14 protein-coding genes are annotated in these 15,936 nt (G+C 44.7%); 7 read left to right on the top strand and 7 right to left on the bottom strand.

The genetic code is table 11. The features are described 5' to 3' along the window. The first annotated feature begins 159 nt into the window (after positions 1–159). Entirely contained in the window at positions 160–768 is a 609-nt protein-coding gene (locus ACYTPF_RS11795) for a glutathione S-transferase family protein (RefSeq protein WP_461852317.1), read from the top strand. Beyond that, positions 768–1,427 (top strand): glutathione S-transferase family protein, encoded by a 660-nt coding sequence (locus ACYTPF_RS11800; protein ID WP_461852318.1) that lies wholly within the window; start codon positions 768–770, stop codon positions 1,425–1,427. The genes ACYTPF_RS11795 and ACYTPF_RS11800 overlap by 1 nt, the downstream gene beginning before the upstream one ends. Here ACYTPF_RS11800 and ACYTPF_RS11805 read toward each other — a convergent pair. Then, positions 1,420–2,319, bottom strand: a complete 900-nt coding sequence (locus ACYTPF_RS11805) for a LysR family transcriptional regulator (protein ID WP_461852319.1) — start codon at positions 2,317–2,319, stop codon at positions 1,420–1,422. The genes ACYTPF_RS11800 and ACYTPF_RS11805 overlap by 8 nt on opposite strands. 215 nt (positions 2,320–2,534) lie before the next feature. On the opposite strand from ACYTPF_RS11805, the gene ACYTPF_RS11810 reads away from it, so the two are divergent. Further along, entirely contained in the window at positions 2,535–3,206 is a 672-nt protein-coding gene (locus tag ACYTPF_RS11810) for a hypothetical protein (RefSeq protein ID WP_461852320.1), read from the top strand. 32 nt (positions 3,207–3,238) lie between these two features. Here ACYTPF_RS11810 and ACYTPF_RS11815 read toward each other — a convergent pair whose 3' ends face one another. After that, positions 3,239–4,144 (bottom strand): homocysteine S-methyltransferase family protein, encoded by a 906-nt coding sequence (locus ACYTPF_RS11815; RefSeq protein WP_461852321.1) that lies wholly within the window; start codon positions 4,142–4,144, stop codon positions 3,239–3,241. Between the two features lie 27 nt (positions 4,145–4,171). Continuing rightward, positions 4,172–5,344: an ROK family transcriptional regulator gene (locus tag ACYTPF_RS11820; RefSeq protein ID WP_461852322.1), complete on the bottom strand. Its 1,173-nt coding sequence runs from the start codon at positions 5,342–5,344 to the stop codon at positions 4,172–4,174. 267 nt (positions 5,345–5,611) lie between these two features. Here ACYTPF_RS11820 and ACYTPF_RS11825 point away from each other — a divergent pair, with 267 nt between their 5' ends. After that, positions 5,612–6,580, top strand: coding sequence for a carbohydrate kinase family protein (locus ACYTPF_RS11825; protein WP_461852323.1), 969 nt, complete (start codon positions 5,612–5,614; stop codon positions 6,578–6,580). A gap of 117 nt (positions 6,581–6,697) precedes the next feature. Here ACYTPF_RS11825 and efpL read toward each other — a convergent pair whose 3' ends face one another. The 4 genes from efpL to ACYTPF_RS11845 all read right to left on the bottom strand — a co-directional run bounded on the left by efpL (position 6,698) and on the right by ACYTPF_RS11845 (position 11,608). Beyond that, positions 6,698–7,273, bottom strand: coding sequence for an elongation factor P-like protein EfpL (gene efpL / locus ACYTPF_RS11830; RefSeq protein ID WP_025257482.1), 576 nt, complete (start codon positions 7,271–7,273; stop codon positions 6,698–6,700). 100 nt (positions 7,274–7,373) lie between these two features. After that, complete coding sequence (locus ACYTPF_RS11835) at positions 7,374–9,104, bottom strand: cisplatin damage response ATP-dependent DNA ligase (protein ID WP_461852324.1); 1,731 nt, start codon at positions 9,102–9,104, stop codon at positions 7,374–7,376. After that, entirely contained in the window at positions 9,104–10,120 is a 1,017-nt protein-coding gene (locus ACYTPF_RS11840) for a ligase-associated DNA damage response exonuclease (RefSeq protein WP_461852325.1), read from the bottom strand. The genes ACYTPF_RS11835 and ACYTPF_RS11840 overlap by 1 nt, the downstream gene beginning before the upstream one ends. A gap of 276 nt (positions 10,121–10,396) precedes the next feature. Further along, complete coding sequence (locus tag ACYTPF_RS11845; protein ID WP_461852326.1) at positions 10,397–11,608, bottom strand: DUF418 domain-containing protein; 1,212 nt, start codon at positions 11,606–11,608, stop codon at positions 10,397–10,399. Positions 11,609–11,892: 284 nt separating this feature from the next. Between ACYTPF_RS11845 and ACYTPF_RS11850 the strand changes: the two genes are divergently transcribed. The 3 genes from ACYTPF_RS11850 to ACYTPF_RS11860 all read left to right on the top strand — a co-directional run bounded on the left by ACYTPF_RS11850 (position 11,893) and on the right by ACYTPF_RS11860 (position 15,891). Next, complete coding sequence (locus ACYTPF_RS11850; protein ID WP_461852327.1) at positions 11,893–14,391, top strand: ligase-associated DNA damage response DEXH box helicase; 2,499 nt, start codon at positions 11,893–11,895, stop codon at positions 14,389–14,391. Between the two features lie 39 nt (positions 14,392–14,430). Next, on the top strand, positions 14,431–15,135 hold the full coding sequence (pdeM, locus tag ACYTPF_RS11855) for a ligase-associated DNA damage response endonuclease PdeM (protein ID WP_461852328.1): 705 nt from the start codon (positions 14,431–14,433) through the stop codon (positions 15,133–15,135). A gap of 66 nt (positions 15,136–15,201) precedes the next feature. Beyond that, positions 15,202–15,891, top strand: a complete 690-nt coding sequence (locus tag ACYTPF_RS11860) for a hypothetical protein (protein WP_461852329.1) — start codon at positions 15,202–15,204, stop codon at positions 15,889–15,891. Positions 15,892–15,936 lie beyond the last annotated feature (45 nt).

The raw sequence follows: 15,936 nt of genomic DNA on the forward strand, positions 1-15,936 counted from the left end.
TTAGCCTTTTCCCCTGCAAATGGTAATGCAGAGGTATAACCATAAAAGTACTGAATAGTTCTATACATAGGCAGAGTGATTTGAAAGCGGATTGTGCAGTTACTAATCTAGAACCAACCCTATATTTAACATTCTGTCATAAGGTTTGTGGCAATCATTATGAAAATCTACGAAACGAAAACCGCGCCCAACCCACGTCGAGTACGCATGTTTTTAGCCGAAAAAGGTATTAACGTTGAATATGTTCAGGTCGACATCCAAAAAGGTGAAAACCTAAGTGCTGAAATGCGCGCTAAAAACCCGTTGGGAAAAATACCCATTCTAGAGCTAGATGACGGTACATGTATTGCCGAAACGGATGCCATCTGTACTTACTTTGAAGCATTGCAACCAGAGCCCCCGCTAATGGGAACAACGCCCGTTGAAAAAGCCACAATCTCCATGTGGCAGCGCCAGGTAGAATTGGCCTTCATGATGCAAATTGGCATGTGCTTTCAACACACCACAGGTTACTTTAAAGACCGTATGACACCGGTACCTGAATATGGCAAAGAAGCGGGTATCAACGCGTCTAAATATCTCAATATTTTAGAGCGTCGACTTGGTGTAAAAGAATACATCGCAGGGGATACTTTCTCTATCGCAGACATAACCGCGTTATGCGCCATGGATTTTGCCCGAGTGGTAAAAATACGAATGACTGACGACCACGTTAATTTAGCGCGTTGGTATGAGTCAGTGAGTAACAGAGCGAGTGCAAAAGCCTAATGATAGATTTATACACAGCCGCTACGCCGAACGGCTGGAAAGCCTCGGTGGCGCTTGAAGAAATGGGGCTTGAATATACCGCCCATGCCGTAAATTTAATGAAGGGCGAGCAGAAAACCCCAGAATTTTTGGCGATGAACCCCAATGGACGCATACCGGTTATTATTGATAGAGAGGCCGACGGTCACGTGGTTTTTGAATCTGGCGCCATCATGGTTTATCTGGCTGAAAAGACGGGAATGTTGTTACCCAGTGACGCAAAACGCAAAAGCCAGGTTATGCAATGGGTGATGTTTCAGATGGGGGGCATTGGACCTATGATGGGACAGGCCAACGTGTTCCATCGTTATCTAGAAGAAAAGATCCCCGTAGCAATAGCGCGTTACCAAAACGAAGTGCGACGTTTATTCACTGTACTGGATGGCAGGTTAGAAAATCGCGAATATCTGGTAGACGACTACAGTATTGCTGACATGGCGAACTGGTGTTGGGTGCGTACCTACGAATGGTCTGGCGTTAGCATTGAAGGCTTGGACAACCTAATACGTTGGAAGAACAGTATTGAAGCGAGACCTGCAGCAAGGCGTGGCGTTGAAGTGCCCAATAAAATTGATAAAGTGGCGCTTCTTAAAGGCGCCAAAAATGTGGTTACTAAATAACGCTTTTAACTGAATCGACAAACCTATTGAGCCATCCTGATGCCATACTCGGTTTGTAAATCAACTCAAAATGCTCTTCATGGCAAAAGTCATAATCTGATACGTACACGCAAGTAAGATCATGGCTTTTCGCTATGAAGTCAGGTACGTAGGCCAAAGCCAGCCCTTGCCTGACAATAGACAGCAGGGTGCCAAAATCATTACATCGATAGTGTATAGATCGGGGGGCCTTGTCGTCTCGCCACCCATCAGAACCTATACCCCGCTTTATTCCACAAAAAGGTGAGACATCAGGGCAAGCAAAAGCATAAGCGTACAAACATTGAGTTGTTAATGTACCGTTTTTTGCTTCAGTTACCGCAGGGTGATTTTTTGCGGCTACAACCACATAGGTAGACGACCCTAAGGATATGCGATGCAATGGCGGGTCTTGCTCTTGTTCTTCCATTGCAAAAGAGGTGGCAATAGCCACGTCACTTCCCCCTCTAGAAACGCTTTCCAGCGCTTTTCCTTCCCAGCAAGCGTTGATATTAACGTGAAAGCGATCTTGTACAGAGAAAGGTTTAGCAAGCAAAGTTGGCAAGTAATATTGAAGCAAGATCGATGGGCCAGAAACCGTAATGTTGTATAAAGCAGTATTCCCCCTAAACTCACTGAGCGCCTGATCGACTTCGTGCACAAGATGAGTGGCATAAAGAAGGAATTTGTTTCCCCGTTGGTTGAGTCGAATATGTTTACCTACTCGGTCAAACAGTTGGCTTTCTAACTTTTGCTCTATGCGTTTAACCACTTTAGACAATGCGCCTGTGGTAACTGATAAGTGCATAGATGCTTTGTTCAAATTCTCATGTTGCGCAACAACAATAAATTTTCTTAAGTCTTCAATATCCACAGGTTCACAGCCTTATTATTATTATTTCCGATTGGGAATTAAACGTGTATTTATTGTAGCTTAATTGTAGCTGGTTAGTGTGCCAGGATCGTCATAATAAAATTGTTATTGAGCGTGAAAGATTTATGAAGCGTCTTTATTTTACTGTCTTGTGTTTATATATGGTGTGCACAGGGACAACAGCGACAACCACAGAAGAACTAAGTGCAAATGGCATGAGTAAAGCACCTAACGCTAGTACTTCAATACACGCTGATCATAAAAATCACATAAGAGTTGGTTCTCACGGTATGGTGTTGTTTACAGATGGCGCTGAACTCTATGCCAGTCACTTACCCCTTTATTATTCGCCACACGATTACCAACTTATCTATACAGTAGGAAGTCCGCATAAAGCTACGCTAATTGCTTATCTACAAGCAGGCTCAACGTCTCACAGCAACATGGTGACCCTGTTACCAGAAAATTTTGATTTAAATAAACTTGTTGATGGTGAAAGATTTTCTATTTCAGCACAGTTTTATAAAGGTCATTTTGAGCGTGGTGGCACTAAATGGTTGGGTAAATCGGAACTGACATTTGAAAAGCGATTATTTAAACGTCGCTTAGTAAAACAGTACAAACCATCACGTTCTGACGATGATAGCGTTAAAGATAACCTAGATGAAAAGTGGACGCGTATCAGGCTCGGCGACAAGTATTTATACATTCATCTCATTGGCGAACGCCCATCGTTTGATGCATTGTTTATCGTCGACGATTGTCAGACAACCTTAGAAAACAAGCCGGTCGAAAGTATGCCGAGTGAGACTCAAATTAAAGAGATTTTTTCCCACTGCGGCACGTCTGGGCTAGTTTACTTCGAAACACAGGATTTTGCGCACTGACGCCGCTGATCTGCGCTAGCGTAATTTCAGTTTTAAGATTTTACGCTATCACTTATGGCTTTGATATGCTCAGGGCCTATGCCGCAACAGCCACCGATAATACTGGCATCCGCTGCTAGCCATGATTGAGCGTAATCCGCATAGCGCTGTGGAGTTATATCGTTGCGCAGTTCTGACAAAAGAGCGTTAGCTTCATGCTGACGCTTTCTTTCTGAAAAGCTATTGGCGTATGCACCTGTAGCAATTTTTTCATTCAACTCTCGTGTGATTGTCAGTGCACTTTCCATTTCTTCAGGTTGTGAACAATTAAAAAGTACGCTTTCAACACGCTTCAGCAAAGGCGCGATTTTTTCGAGCGGCTCGCCTGAACGAAGGGTCACAGGTTCGTTAGAAGACGCTCTATTTTGCAAAGAAAACGACAGCCAGATGGGATGGGAAGAGAGTGTTTTTATTAGCGAAACTACAGCTTCCGCTTCTTCGATGGAGCAAGCCGTTTCAATAAGCCAAACATCCACAAAAGGGGCTTGCGCTTTAATCAGCGGCGTTAAAATCTCTGCCACGCGTTTTGCATCGAATAGGTCTGGGCGGTACGAACCAAAAGCAGGTGGCACACAGCCCGCGACCGACAGCTTATCGCTTTTATTCTGCTGCAAAGTGACGGCTTCCCTTGCTAGCTTAGCTGCTGACTCTGCCAGCGAAAAGGCTTGTTCCTTAAACGCGGTTTCACCAATATGAAATGGAACGATGGCATAGGCATTTGTAGTAATGACAGTGGCACCAGCGTTTAGAAAGTGGGTATGAACCTCACGCACTAGTTCCGGGGTCTGCATTAATGCTAGTGCTGACCATTCCGGCTGTTTAAAAGGCGCGCCGATCTTTTCAAGTTCACGACCCATACCACCGTCTAGAATATGAATCACTTTACTACTTCCTGTCATGAAAACCTTAAATGTACATCTGAATAATTAAAAATAGTTAGCCTGAAGTGCTAAGTTTGCGCTTCCAATCGATTGGGCCTTTATGCCCACGTGACCGGGACTAATTTGCGCAGGAGTAATACCTCGCATATCCAAGTCTTTCAACGCTCTTTGGGTTGCTTCAACTAGTAATTCTTTTATGTTGCTGGGTATGGCGCCGTCAATGATTACGCCATCTAAGTCCAAAAGGCTCATAGCGCACTGTGAAGCAAACGCCAGCCCTTTGGCTGTCTCGTGCACCCAGTTTTCTACAAGTGATTCATTACACTGCCAGTAAGAGGGGGACTCATAAATATGCTTGGCGTCTTCCCCTGCTTTTTCAAGCTCGCTTTCTAATAGATAAAGCGAAGATTGCGTTATTAACTGACGTTGATGATTTTGGCTAAGAAATGGTAGCGAGCCAATAGCACCGGCATTACCGGTTTTGCCATTGATAAGCTGGTTGTTAAGTACCAGTCCGCCGCCTAAAAACGTACCAACAAAAATGTACAAAAAGCTATCGTAGCGCTTCGGATTACCGAAAGACATCTCTGCGCTACATGCGGCCCCAGCATCATTTTTAATAAAAACGGGTAGGCTTAATAAGCTTTCAAGCGCGGTTTGCGGGTCGAACTCTTTCCATTCTTCTAACTCTTTTTTCGGCGCGCCTGCTTCCTCTGCCCAACTCCAAATTTCAAAAGGCATGGCTACGCCTAACCCTCTAACCAAGTTTTGCTGCGCTTTATCTAAATTTTTAGTTAAAACACCGAAGGCGCGCTCTGCGAAGTTAAGTAAATTGCTTACCGTGGGGTAGTCAAATTTTTCATGAAGGGTTGCTTTAACATTGCCTTTCAAGTCGAGTAAGGTCATGTCAAAACCACGGCGACCTACTTTGAGGCCAATACTGAATGCCCCGTTAGCATTCAAACCGAAAGGTACTTTTGGCTGGCCGACGCCACCTTTAATAGGCGCTAAGCGTTTAACTAAGCCATCGGTTTCCAACTTCTTGATAATTACCGTTGCAGACTGCGCCGACAGCCCGGTCAATTGTGCAATTTCAGCTTTAGGTAATGCAATGCGTTGTCGAATTAAGGTTAAGATCGCGCGCTCATTCTCGGAGCGATTATCGAGTAACTCTGGTGCGTTCTGTGAAGGAAGGTGAGAAGCCGATTCAATATTCAAAGTAATTACTATCTACCGTTAAAAGTGGAGTGAGTTTAACAATACCAATCCGCATAGAGAATGCCTACTTCTGTTCAAAAATGTCTACAGTTTCTAATGCAGTGTCTAGACATCCTACAATTCTTTGATAAAAATATAAATCAATTGGGTTGATTTAATGGTTGTGTTCGACAATACTATGCTCCAATTAATTAACGATTCGTTAACTTTGTGTATTGTTCACGCAAAGTAAATGTCTTTTATTTACATTTTTTGAGTGAGGCTGGTATGAAGATTTTGTGTTTAGGTGAAGTGCTTATTGATATGTTAAGCCAAGGTGCAGCGCCCAAAGATGGCAACATACCAGCCATGAAGCCTTTCCAGCCTTACGCAGGTGGCGCGCCTGCTAACGTGGCGGTTGCAGTTGCCCAACTAGGTGGTGAGAGCGCAATGGTATCTAAAGTGGGTGATGACACTTTTGGGGCTTTTCTTAAAGAAATGCTTGAACACTATAAAGTGAACACTGACTTCGTGTGGACAACTCAAGAAGGCAATACGGCGTTGGCGTTTGTAAATTTAGATGAAGACGGCGAGCGTTCGTTCGACTTCTACGTTGATAATGCCGCGCACAAGCATATCTCAGAACAAGACTTGTCGACGATCGATTGCAACAAAAATACGGTACTTCATTTCTGTTCTGGCTCGATTTCTGGCCCTGAACTTATTCCCGGCACCGAGTTTATTTTAAACAAGGCAAAGGAAAACGGCATGATGGTGTGCTTAGACATTAACTATCGCCCAGCATTTTGGGATGATACTGCTAATGCACCAGCGCGTATTGATGAGGCGGCTAAGAAAGTCTTCGTGTTAAAGGCAAGCCGCGAGGAACTTGCAGAGCTTTACGGTGAAGAGAATGCCGATGCAAAAGTACAGCAGTGGCTTGATAGTGGAGTTAAGGTTGTATTGGTGACCGACGGTGGTGAGCCAATTCACTATATTACTAAGTCGTTCAGCGGCACGTTAGCGTCACCAAAAATGGATGTGAAAGACACGACTGCAGCCGGTGATTCATTTATCGGTGGGTTCCTGTATTTCCTTTCGACCAAAGTTAAAAACGCCGATGAGTTCGATGTGTGGGCCGAAAACTTTGAAAATGTTAGCGAGGCCACTGAGTTTGCTATTCGCTGTGGGGCTTATACAGTAACTCAGTATGGCGCATTTAGCGCACTGCCTACGCAGGAAAATATCGCCAAGTAGGAAGCGTTAAAAAATCGCTTTCAAAGCTGTGAAGCAGGCAATAAAAAAGGGTTCGATTGAACCCTTTTTTGTCTTTTAAAACTATACCTGCAGCATAAGCTAATACGTGAAGTCGGCCTAGTGCTTATCGGCTCTGCTTTGGAACTTACGTTCTTCTGTATTAACCTTTATCCATTCGCCGGTGCTGATGTATTCTGGCACTTGTACTACTAGGCCGGTCGAAAGCGTGGCTGGTTTGGTACGAGAAGTAGCAGACGCGCCTTTAATAGACGGATCGGTTTCAACTACTTCAAGCTCCACGCTCATTGGCAAGTCCAAGGCGACGGGTACTTCGCTAACAATAACAACTTGGATGCCATCGGTTTCTTCGTTAATAAACAGAGCTTCGTTCTCAATACTCTCTTTGTTCAGGTGATAAGGAGTGTAGTCTTCCTTATCCATAAACACATATTCTTCGCCATCAATATACGAAAACATAGCGGGGCGACGAATCAAGTCAGCCATATCTAGGGTATCTGAGTCTTTAAAGGTTTCATCGTATTTAGCGCCCGTTACTACATCGTACATGCGCATGCGATAGATGCTGCCACCAGCGCGACCTTGGGGGACAGAGCGTTCAATGTCTCGCACGATGCAAGTTTTTCCATCAAATACTACAGTGTTATTCTTTTTAATTTCACTAGCCTTAGGCATGGCGATTTCCTATTGTTTTATTTTCTTAAGGTGCAAGCCTTGTTTCTTCCTCGGTTCATTCTCTGCGATTTTACACAACTAAGAAAGTGTTTTTGCTGGCTCAGCCTTCTATCAGCGCTTTGACGTTCGCTAAGGTATCAGCTTCACTGGCGGGTTTATCCCAGCGGATTCTATGTATACGGGGAAAGCGCAGCGCGACTCCTGATTTGTGCCGTGTCGAAGGGTGTACAGCGTCGAAAGCCACCTCCAGCACTAACTCTTTTTTCACTTCTCTCACCGGGCCAAACCGTCCCACGGCATTGCGTCTTACCCAGTTATCTAGTTTTTTAAGTTCTTCATCGGTGAACCCGGAATAGGCTTTTCCGATAGGCAGAAGCTGACTGTCTTCCCAAGCGCCGAACGTGTAGTCAGAGTAAAAGCTGGAACGCTTGCCGTGCCCTCGCTGCGCATACATCATTACCGCATCAACAACTAGCGGGTCGCGCTTCCATTTAAACCACTGGCCTTTAGGTCTGCCAGGAACATACTTACTATCTAAGCGCTTTATCATCAGCCCTTCTACAGCACGATTTTGGCATACTTGGGCGTGAAGCTGGCGCAAGGTTTCAGGTGAAGTGGCATTGAGTGTTTCAGAAAGAAACAAACGGCTGTTATTCGTGTTGCTAAACCATTCTTCAAGGGCGTGGCGCCTTGCCTTTAGTGTTTTATCTGTTAGATCTTCACCATTAAGCACTAAAGCATCATAAACGATTAGTCCAACTGGGGAGGAAGACTGTAACGCTTTACTCGGTTTCTTTTTACTAAGGCGCTGCTGAAGGGCATTAAAGGTATCCACGTCTGGCTGTGTGGCGGATGAAGCCTGTTTACCGCTTTTATCACTACTGGTGCGTTGACTAGCCGCACTTTGGGCAGTCGATTCTTCAGATTGATGTAGGCCATGTTCTGCATTATGAATAACCAGCAGTTCTCCATCTAGCACCATATTGCCGCTTACAGATTCAAGCAGATCAGGAAATGAGTGGCTAATATCATCGCCAGTACGAGAAAAAAGGGCTTTTTCGGGCTTATCGCCATCGGCCTTACTACCGTTCTGAATCTTATCACCTACAGGGTTATTTGACTTAACAACAAGCTGCACGCGAATGCCGTCGTACTTGTTCTCAATTTGCCAAGTGTTCTTGGTGAAAGCGTTGATATCGCTATCTTCAATGGGGTGAGAAAGCATTACTGGATGAAAGGTAACGGCATTTTCAATATCAGGTTTGTCAGCTTTTCCTTCTAGCCAACCAAGCATATCGACATAAGGCGGAGCAACCGCATGCCAAAGTGTCTCAACTTCTTTAATGTCTTTATTGCCATAGTCGGCCAATATTTGTTTTATAGAGCGCGCCGACACGCCTATTCGTAACCCCCGTGTGCCCAACTTTAGTAACGCCCAGCGTTGAGCCGGTGTCATTATTGTTAGGTAATGGGCTAGCGTCTCAGAAACTTTCTGCTTACTAACCGAAGCGAATGTTTCTACCACTTCGGTAAGCGTGGGTAGCGAATTTGTTGGCTCACTATAAGGCCATAAGTGAGCCACGGTTTCACTAACCTCACCCACATAATCATAGCTCATGGCAAAAAGCTCAGGGTCGGCATGTTCAGTAATGAGTTTTTTTACCGTATTGCGCTTAAAAAAGTCGAATCGCAATGTACCTGCCATAGCAGCAATTGCCCAGCCTCGGTCAGGGTCTGGTGTATTGGCTATGTAGTTAGCTATAAGCTGAGCTTTGGCTTTGTTTCCAGACGTGAAATACAGCTGCTCAAGTAAGTGACTGAATGCTTCCACTAATCGCCTCCTTGCTCTTCTTCATCATAACCGACTAGAGATAGCGCTCTGGCTTTAAACCCCATTTTTTCAGCCTGATACATCAGCGCATCTTCTCTGCCGTGAGTCACCCACACTTCTTTCGGATTGACTTCTTCAATGGTTTGCAGCAATTCAGGCCAGTCGCAATGATCAGAGATAATAAGCGGTAGCTCGGCATTTTTTTGCTTAGCGCGAGCGCGAATTTGCATCCAGCCAGATGCCACAACAGGCCTTACGTTAGGCAAACTTCGCGACCACCTGTCGGCAAGTGCCGAAGGGGGCGCAATGACTATCTCACCGGCTAAGATCTTTTTATCTGCAACCTCAGAGACTGGAATTAACTCACCTAAGTCTATTCCTAATTGCTTGTATAGGTCACACAGTTTTAGCTGCGCACCATGTAAGTAGATGGGCTTTGTGTAACCCGCCTCGCGCAGCGCTAAAATAACCCGCTGGCACTTGCCTAATGCATATGCGCCTACTAAATGGCACCTTTCGGGGAATACGCGCAACGAATGAAGGAGTTTTTCAATTTCATGTTCTATGGGCGGGTGCTTAAAGACAGGAAGCCCGAAGGTGGCTTCGGTAATCAATACATCGCAAGGGACAACTTTAAAGGGCGGGCAAGTAGGATCGTGACGGCGCTTATAATCACCGGAAACTACAACGCGGTAGCCTGCATATTCGATAAGAATTTGTGTAGAGCCAAGAATGTGGCCAGCAGGGTAAAACGTGGCTTTTACATCGTTAAAAGTAATACTTTCACCCATAGCTACAGTGTGCTGATGAATAGCCATATCTTCACCGTAGCGGGTTTGCATAATTGCCAGTGTTTCTGAGCTTGCGTACACACTGTTATGACCTGCCCGTGCATGGTCTGCGTGACCGTGTGTGACAAGCGCGGTGGCGACTTCATTCATTGGGTCGATGTAAAACTCACCCGGCTCGCAATAAAGGCCAGTATCGTCAGCTTTTAACCACGTTGATGGATGCACTTCTTGTAGTCCTGCCAAATCAGAGAATGCTTGTTACTACGTATTTAACCCCCTTAATCGACCACTTGAATTAGGCATTCACTACTGGTTTAACCCACATTTATCTATCGAATTTGGGTTAGGCTACGATACTGACGAAAACCAATTAGGCTCGGCTACTTTGCTAGGCACTTTCAGATTCTAGATAGTTACGCCAATATGCCAAAGGACCAGATTTTATTCTGGTCCTTTTTGGTTGAATTGGATTTATATAACTTCTTTTAGTACGGATGTTAGCTATGAGGTTTTATTAGCCTCTGTCGCCAACTCTTGCTCTTCTACCAAACCCTCATCTTGCTTGCTTTGTTGCTTCTTGTAAAAGCTGCGCAGATACAGTGTTCTCCATGCCGCTTCAAATGGCCCCTGATCAAAATGCTTAGTAATAAATTTCGCCAACAATATTTGAATTGCTGTAAGCGCAAGGGTAATTAACATCAAATCGAGCAGCGTCACCGTATAGGCAAAGTCGGGATAGTAAGCGGGCATAATCACACGAAACAACACAGCCAAAACAATAGACTGTGTTAGATAGAGGGTAAACGCCACCTTGCCGCAGTTAATAAATGACTGATACCACCAGGTGGTTGTATTTTTCACTTTGATTAACAGATGAGCGTAGGCAAAAGCACAGAAAATAGCGGGGATACTGGTAAACATAGGAATGACATCTGAGGTTACCTGCTCAAACATTAATTGAGGAATAACAGTAACAACAGAGGTGGCTATGGCAATGATAGCCACTTTTATAAATACAGTAGATGAAAACCCAACGCTAAAGAAACCACTTCTATAAAGGTAGGCGCCAAACATCATAAGCCCCATCGACTGCCACAGCATGGAAAAAGGGGCTGCAATAACGGTAGCAAGAACAAAAGATGCTTGAACGCCAATTTGGAACAAATAACTACTTTGCCATTCCGTAACCTCTTCGGCGTAAGCTTCGCTAGACCTAAGTGGAAGTGCGCCACCGTAGTCGTATCCAAGCGTAAGCAGTATGCCAAAAACAAGCATAATGATACTGCCCACAATAAGGTATTTAACGCTTTTCGCGCGAAGCGCTTCTTGGTCTAACGTTAAGTGCTTTAGTACAAAGTAGGCGCAAAAACTGTAATAAAGCAGTATGTCGCCGCCAAATATGAACACGCCATGTATTAACCCAAATAAAAATAGCCATTTAAGCCGAGATTTAGAAAAGTCTAAAAAGTTGCGCCCACGCTTTTGACAAGCATCGAATTGAATAGCTAAACCTGCTCCAAAGAGCAGGCAGAATAAGGTGCGAAATCTTCCATCTAAGAAAAGCGCGCTAAGTGACGAGATAATCTCATCAGATAAAAGTGATTCTTCAAAAAACGCGTAGCCGGTGTGAAAATTTTGATGATATGCAATGTTTAAAAACAATATGCCAAGGATTGCTAAACCTCTAATGGCATCTATGGATTGAATTCGCATTTACGTTCCCTGTAATCATATTTTGTAGTTTAACGAGTGTAGTGTACTCGTTTTCGAAGAGTCGATACTTAAAGTGTATCCGAATATTAACGATTGCTAATAACTTTAATCCACTAATAAATAAAAAGTACAGGAGATACTTATTTTCAAGCAAGTTATATTGCGCTTAGCTTTGGTGCCGAGCTTTGATGGTTATTACAAAGGCAGAGAGTAAGGTGTTGGCGTATATAAACTTAACTAAAGAATTGGCGTATAAAGCGGAAAAGGCATAACAGATACTGTAAATGACATTACTTCCCTCCGCTTTCGCTAAGTGGTTTAAGCAAAAAGGCTGGCAACTGCGTGATTATCAACAGACCATGTTGGTGGAAAAAGATAAACATGACTGTACGTTACTGATAGCACCAACAGGGGCAGGTAAAACCTTGTCAGGTTTTCTGCCGAGTTTGGTAGAGCTTAGTGAACTCAATGAAAGTAATGCGCCAGCTGAAAACAAGGGTAATCAGAGTGGGTTTAATGGTTTACATACCTTATATATTTCACCACTTAAAGCGTTAACCCAAGATATTCATCGCAATCTGTTACAGCCTATTGAAGAAATGTCGTTGCCTATCACTGCTGAAACGCGTACTGGCGATACGCCTTCTCATAAGCGTCAGCGACAGCGTAAAAAGCCGCCTAATATCCTACTTACTACCCCCGAATCTCTTATGCTGATGTTAAGCTACGCCGATGCCGATAAGCTTTTCGGCAAGCTAAAACGGGTGATCATCGATGAAACCCACAGCTTAATGGCAAATAAGCGCGGCGACTTTTTATCACTCGCCCTAGCGCGATTAAGCGTGCTTTCACCACGCTGCAAACGCATAGGCCTGTCAGCGACTGTAGCGTTTCCCGAAACTTTGGGCGCGTGGCTAGCGGGCAGTGACAGTGTTACTAATATCATTAAAGTAAAAGCGGGGGAGAAGCCAAAAGTTGAAATGCTGCACTCAAAAGCACGCATGCCTTTTGGCGGCTTTATGGCCCGGTACGCCATTGATGATATTTATGCAGCCATAGAAAATGCGCAGACTACACTGGTGTTTGTTAATACCCGCGCTCAGTCTGAACTTCTATTTCAAATGTTGTGGGAAGCAAACAAGGCTGCGCTTCCCATAGCGCTTTATCACGGCAGTTTGAGCAAAGAGCAAAGGCGAAAAACCGAAGCTATGATGGCAAGCGGCATGCTAAGAGCAATTGTGTGTACTTCTGCGTTAGAGTTAGGTATCGACTGGGGCGACGTCGACAAAGTCATTCAAGTAGGTGCTCCGAAAGGCGTAAGTAGGCTGCTGCAAAGGATAGGGCGAGCGAACCACAGGTTAGATGAGCCTAGCGAAGCGTTACTTGTACCAGCAAACCGTTTTGAAGCGCTGGAATGCCAAGCGGCTATTACGGCTATTGAAAAAGGAGAACTTGATGGCGAAAGCCCTCAGCCAGGCGCGCTAGACATCATTCCGCAGTTTATCTTGAACTGTTTATGTAGCAAAGCTGATAGCCCAGATACCTTGTACCAAGAAATACTTACCGCCACACCTTATCAAGGGTTAGATAGAGACGATTTCGATAAACTGTGGCGCTTCACCCAAGATGGAGGCAGTGCACTAAATGCGTATGAACGGTATCAGCGCCTGACCAGAAATGATGACGGCACTTTTGCGCCCGCAAATCGGCGAGTTATACAAAGGCACAGGCAAAACATAGGCACAATCGTTGAGGCAGGGCGTTTAAAGGTAAAGCGTATCCGAAGGGGAAACCAAGGCAAGATCATTGGCGAGGTAGAAGAATACTTCGCCCAGCAGTTAACGCCTGGAGATACCTTTTATTTCGGCGGAGAAGTACTGCGCTTTGAAGCAATCCGCGACATGCAGCTTCACGCCAAGCCGGCAAAAGCCAAAGAGCCTAAAATACCAAGCTACGCAGGTGGCCAAATGCCGCTATCTACCTATCTAGCAGAAGGGGTACGGGCAATCTTGGCTAATCAAAAATCCTGGAAGGCACTGCCGGCACAGGTACAAGAGTGGCTGAAGCTTCAGCAGGCGTTCTCTCAGCTACCTAGCCCTGAAAAGGTGCTGGTGGAGCAGTTTCCATTTAGACAGGCGCACTATACCTTGTACTACACCTTCGACGGGCGCAAAGCGAACCAAACTTTAGGTATGTTGTTAACGCGGCGAATGGAAAAAATGGGCATTAAGCCTTTAAGCTTCAGCGTGACTGATTATGGTTTGTCGGTAGCATCAGTGGACGCCATCATCCAAGAGCAGTTACAGCAGCTGTTTCAGCCGGATATTCTAGGCGACGAGTTAGAAGATTGGATGTTACAGGCGCCAATGCTAAAGCGTTCCTTCAGGCAAGTAGCGGTGGTTAGCGGGTTGACAGAGCAGCGTTATCACGCCAGTCAAAAAACCATGAAGCAAGTAACGTTTTCTACCGACCTCATTTACGATACGTTGCGAGAGCACGACCGCGACCATATATTACTTAAAGTAGCCAGGGCTGATGCTGAGCGCGAGCTCCTCGACTTACGGCGACTCGCGAACTTACTCATTCGCTACGTAGATTCAGCGATATTAGTGAACCTTGAAAAACCGTCTCCTATGGCCATTCCTATTGTACTTGATGTGCGCAGTGAGCAAGTAAAAGGCGCTGGTGCACAGGCCATCATCGAGCAGGCTGATTTGTATGCTGAAGCTGAAACTATGTTGGATGAAGTACGCGCGCTACTCTCTGGGACTGGCGTTGAATAGGAAATATGAACTCACAAATGAAAAGAACAAGAGGGTAAGTTGGCAATAACCGACTCGTGGTTGACAGAGAAAGTCAGTCAGCGCCATATCACGATTACGAAGTACGCAGACTACCTGTGGTTATTAGACGCACGTGGCGTGGCGTATTTACCCGCATGCGACTGGCTGATTGTTTCTGATCTTCACCTAGAAAAAGGCAGTTATTTACGCAGTTATGCGAATCCCTTACCCAGCTTAGATTCCACCGCCACACTCAAACGCCTGGAAAGTATTATTGATGATTACCAACCTTTGCGAGTAATAAGCTTGGGGGACAGTTTTCACGATAAACACAGCATGTCTCGTATGACTATTGAAGACCGTCAGCACCTATGTAGGCTTGTTGATAAAGTGAAAGAGTGGATGTGGGTAGAAGGCAACCATGACCCAGATCTGCCGGAAGGCATTCCAGGCACGCCCTGTTTTGAAGTAGTGCTAGATAATATGGTGTTCAGACATGAGCCAGAAATGAGCGAAACTCGTGCTCAGGTTATCGGTCACTATCACCCTAAAAAGCGCACCACCATTACACGACGTCGTTACTCTGGCAAATGCTTTACTAACAACAAAAACTTATTTGTAATGCCCGCCTTCGGGCAGTTCACCGGCGGGTTAGACATAGACGAAGACGTAATGCTAACGCTTCTTCCCAAGTCGACCCGTCAGGCTTTCATGCTCTGTGACGGTATTATCTTTAAAGTATAGTCCAGCAAAGTATATAAATGGTACTGTGTCTTTTTTGACCTGATAAACAGATGAGAGAGCCGTCACATGGATAGTGCATTTAAAACGTTTGCTTCTTTGATTCTCACGGGAATTATGTCCTGTTGTGCTATAGGAAAAGAGCAAACTACGACTGAAACGGTTATTGATAAAAGGGGAGAAAACCTCTTTTTACTTGGAAATTTTGACAGTTTCACTTTAGATGCTGTTGTCAAAGAAATAGATAAATCACCACAGATTACTCGTATTGTATTCACAGCTAATGGTGGTTCTAACGACGATAATGTCACTCTTCAATTAGGACGTTTCATACGGCAAAAAAAGCTAGAAACTCATGTATTGGAAGGAGGTGTAATTGCATCAGGAGGAGTAAGCTTGTTCTTAGCAGGAGTGAAACGCTCTATAGGTAAAAATGTATATATTGGGGTTCATGCATGGCAACACTGCAGTGGAAGTGGCACTGTGAACTGCAAATCTGCAAAAGAATACGCACTTACAGATACTGCGCATCGTCTACATAATGACTACGTAAGTGAGATGCTATCAACTGACAGTTTCTATTGGTTTTCAATTAACGCTGCGCCACCAAATTCAATACATTGGTTATCATCATCAGAAATAAAAGCTTTTAAATTGGTGAACCATTCGATAAATGAAAACTTTGAAATCCCGTTTTTTCGTGCATTTCAAAACGAATACGAAAACGTATGTCATAACTGTCCAACAAAAAATCACTAGCTAATGGGGTCAGAGTACATTTCTTCAGATCGGTGGGCGCTCATT

This window comes from Alteromonas sp. HB246098 (genome assembly GCF_054890645.1).

Coding starts and splice junctions, on each gene's coding strand:
- ACYTPF_RS11850 (WP_461852327.1), top strand. CDS start 11,893: ATGACATTACTTCCCTCCGCTTTCGCTAAGTGGTTTAAGCAAAAAGGC.
- efpL (WP_025257482.1), bottom strand. CDS start 7,273: ATGCCTAAGGCTAGTGAAATTAAAAAGAATAACACTGTAGTATTTGAT.
- ACYTPF_RS11860 (WP_461852329.1), top strand. CDS start 15,202: ATGGATAGTGCATTTAAAACGTTTGCTTCTTTGATTCTCACGGGAATT.
- ACYTPF_RS11810 (WP_461852320.1), top strand. CDS start 2,535: ATGAGTAAAGCACCTAACGCTAGTACTTCAATACACGCTGATCATAAA.
- ACYTPF_RS11815 (WP_461852321.1), bottom strand. CDS start 4,144: ATGACAGGAAGTAGTAAAGTGATTCATATTCTAGACGGTGGTATGGGT.
- ACYTPF_RS11795 (WP_461852317.1), top strand. CDS start 160: ATGAAAATCTACGAAACGAAAACCGCGCCCAACCCACGTCGAGTACGC.
- ACYTPF_RS11845 (WP_461852326.1), bottom strand. CDS start 11,608: ATGCGAATTCAATCCATAGATGCCATTAGAGGTTTAGCAATCCTTGGC.
- ACYTPF_RS11825 (WP_461852323.1), top strand. CDS start 5,612: ATGAAGATTTTGTGTTTAGGTGAAGTGCTTATTGATATGTTAAGCCAA.
- ACYTPF_RS11800 (WP_461852318.1), top strand. CDS start 768: ATGATAGATTTATACACAGCCGCTACGCCGAACGGCTGGAAAGCCTCG.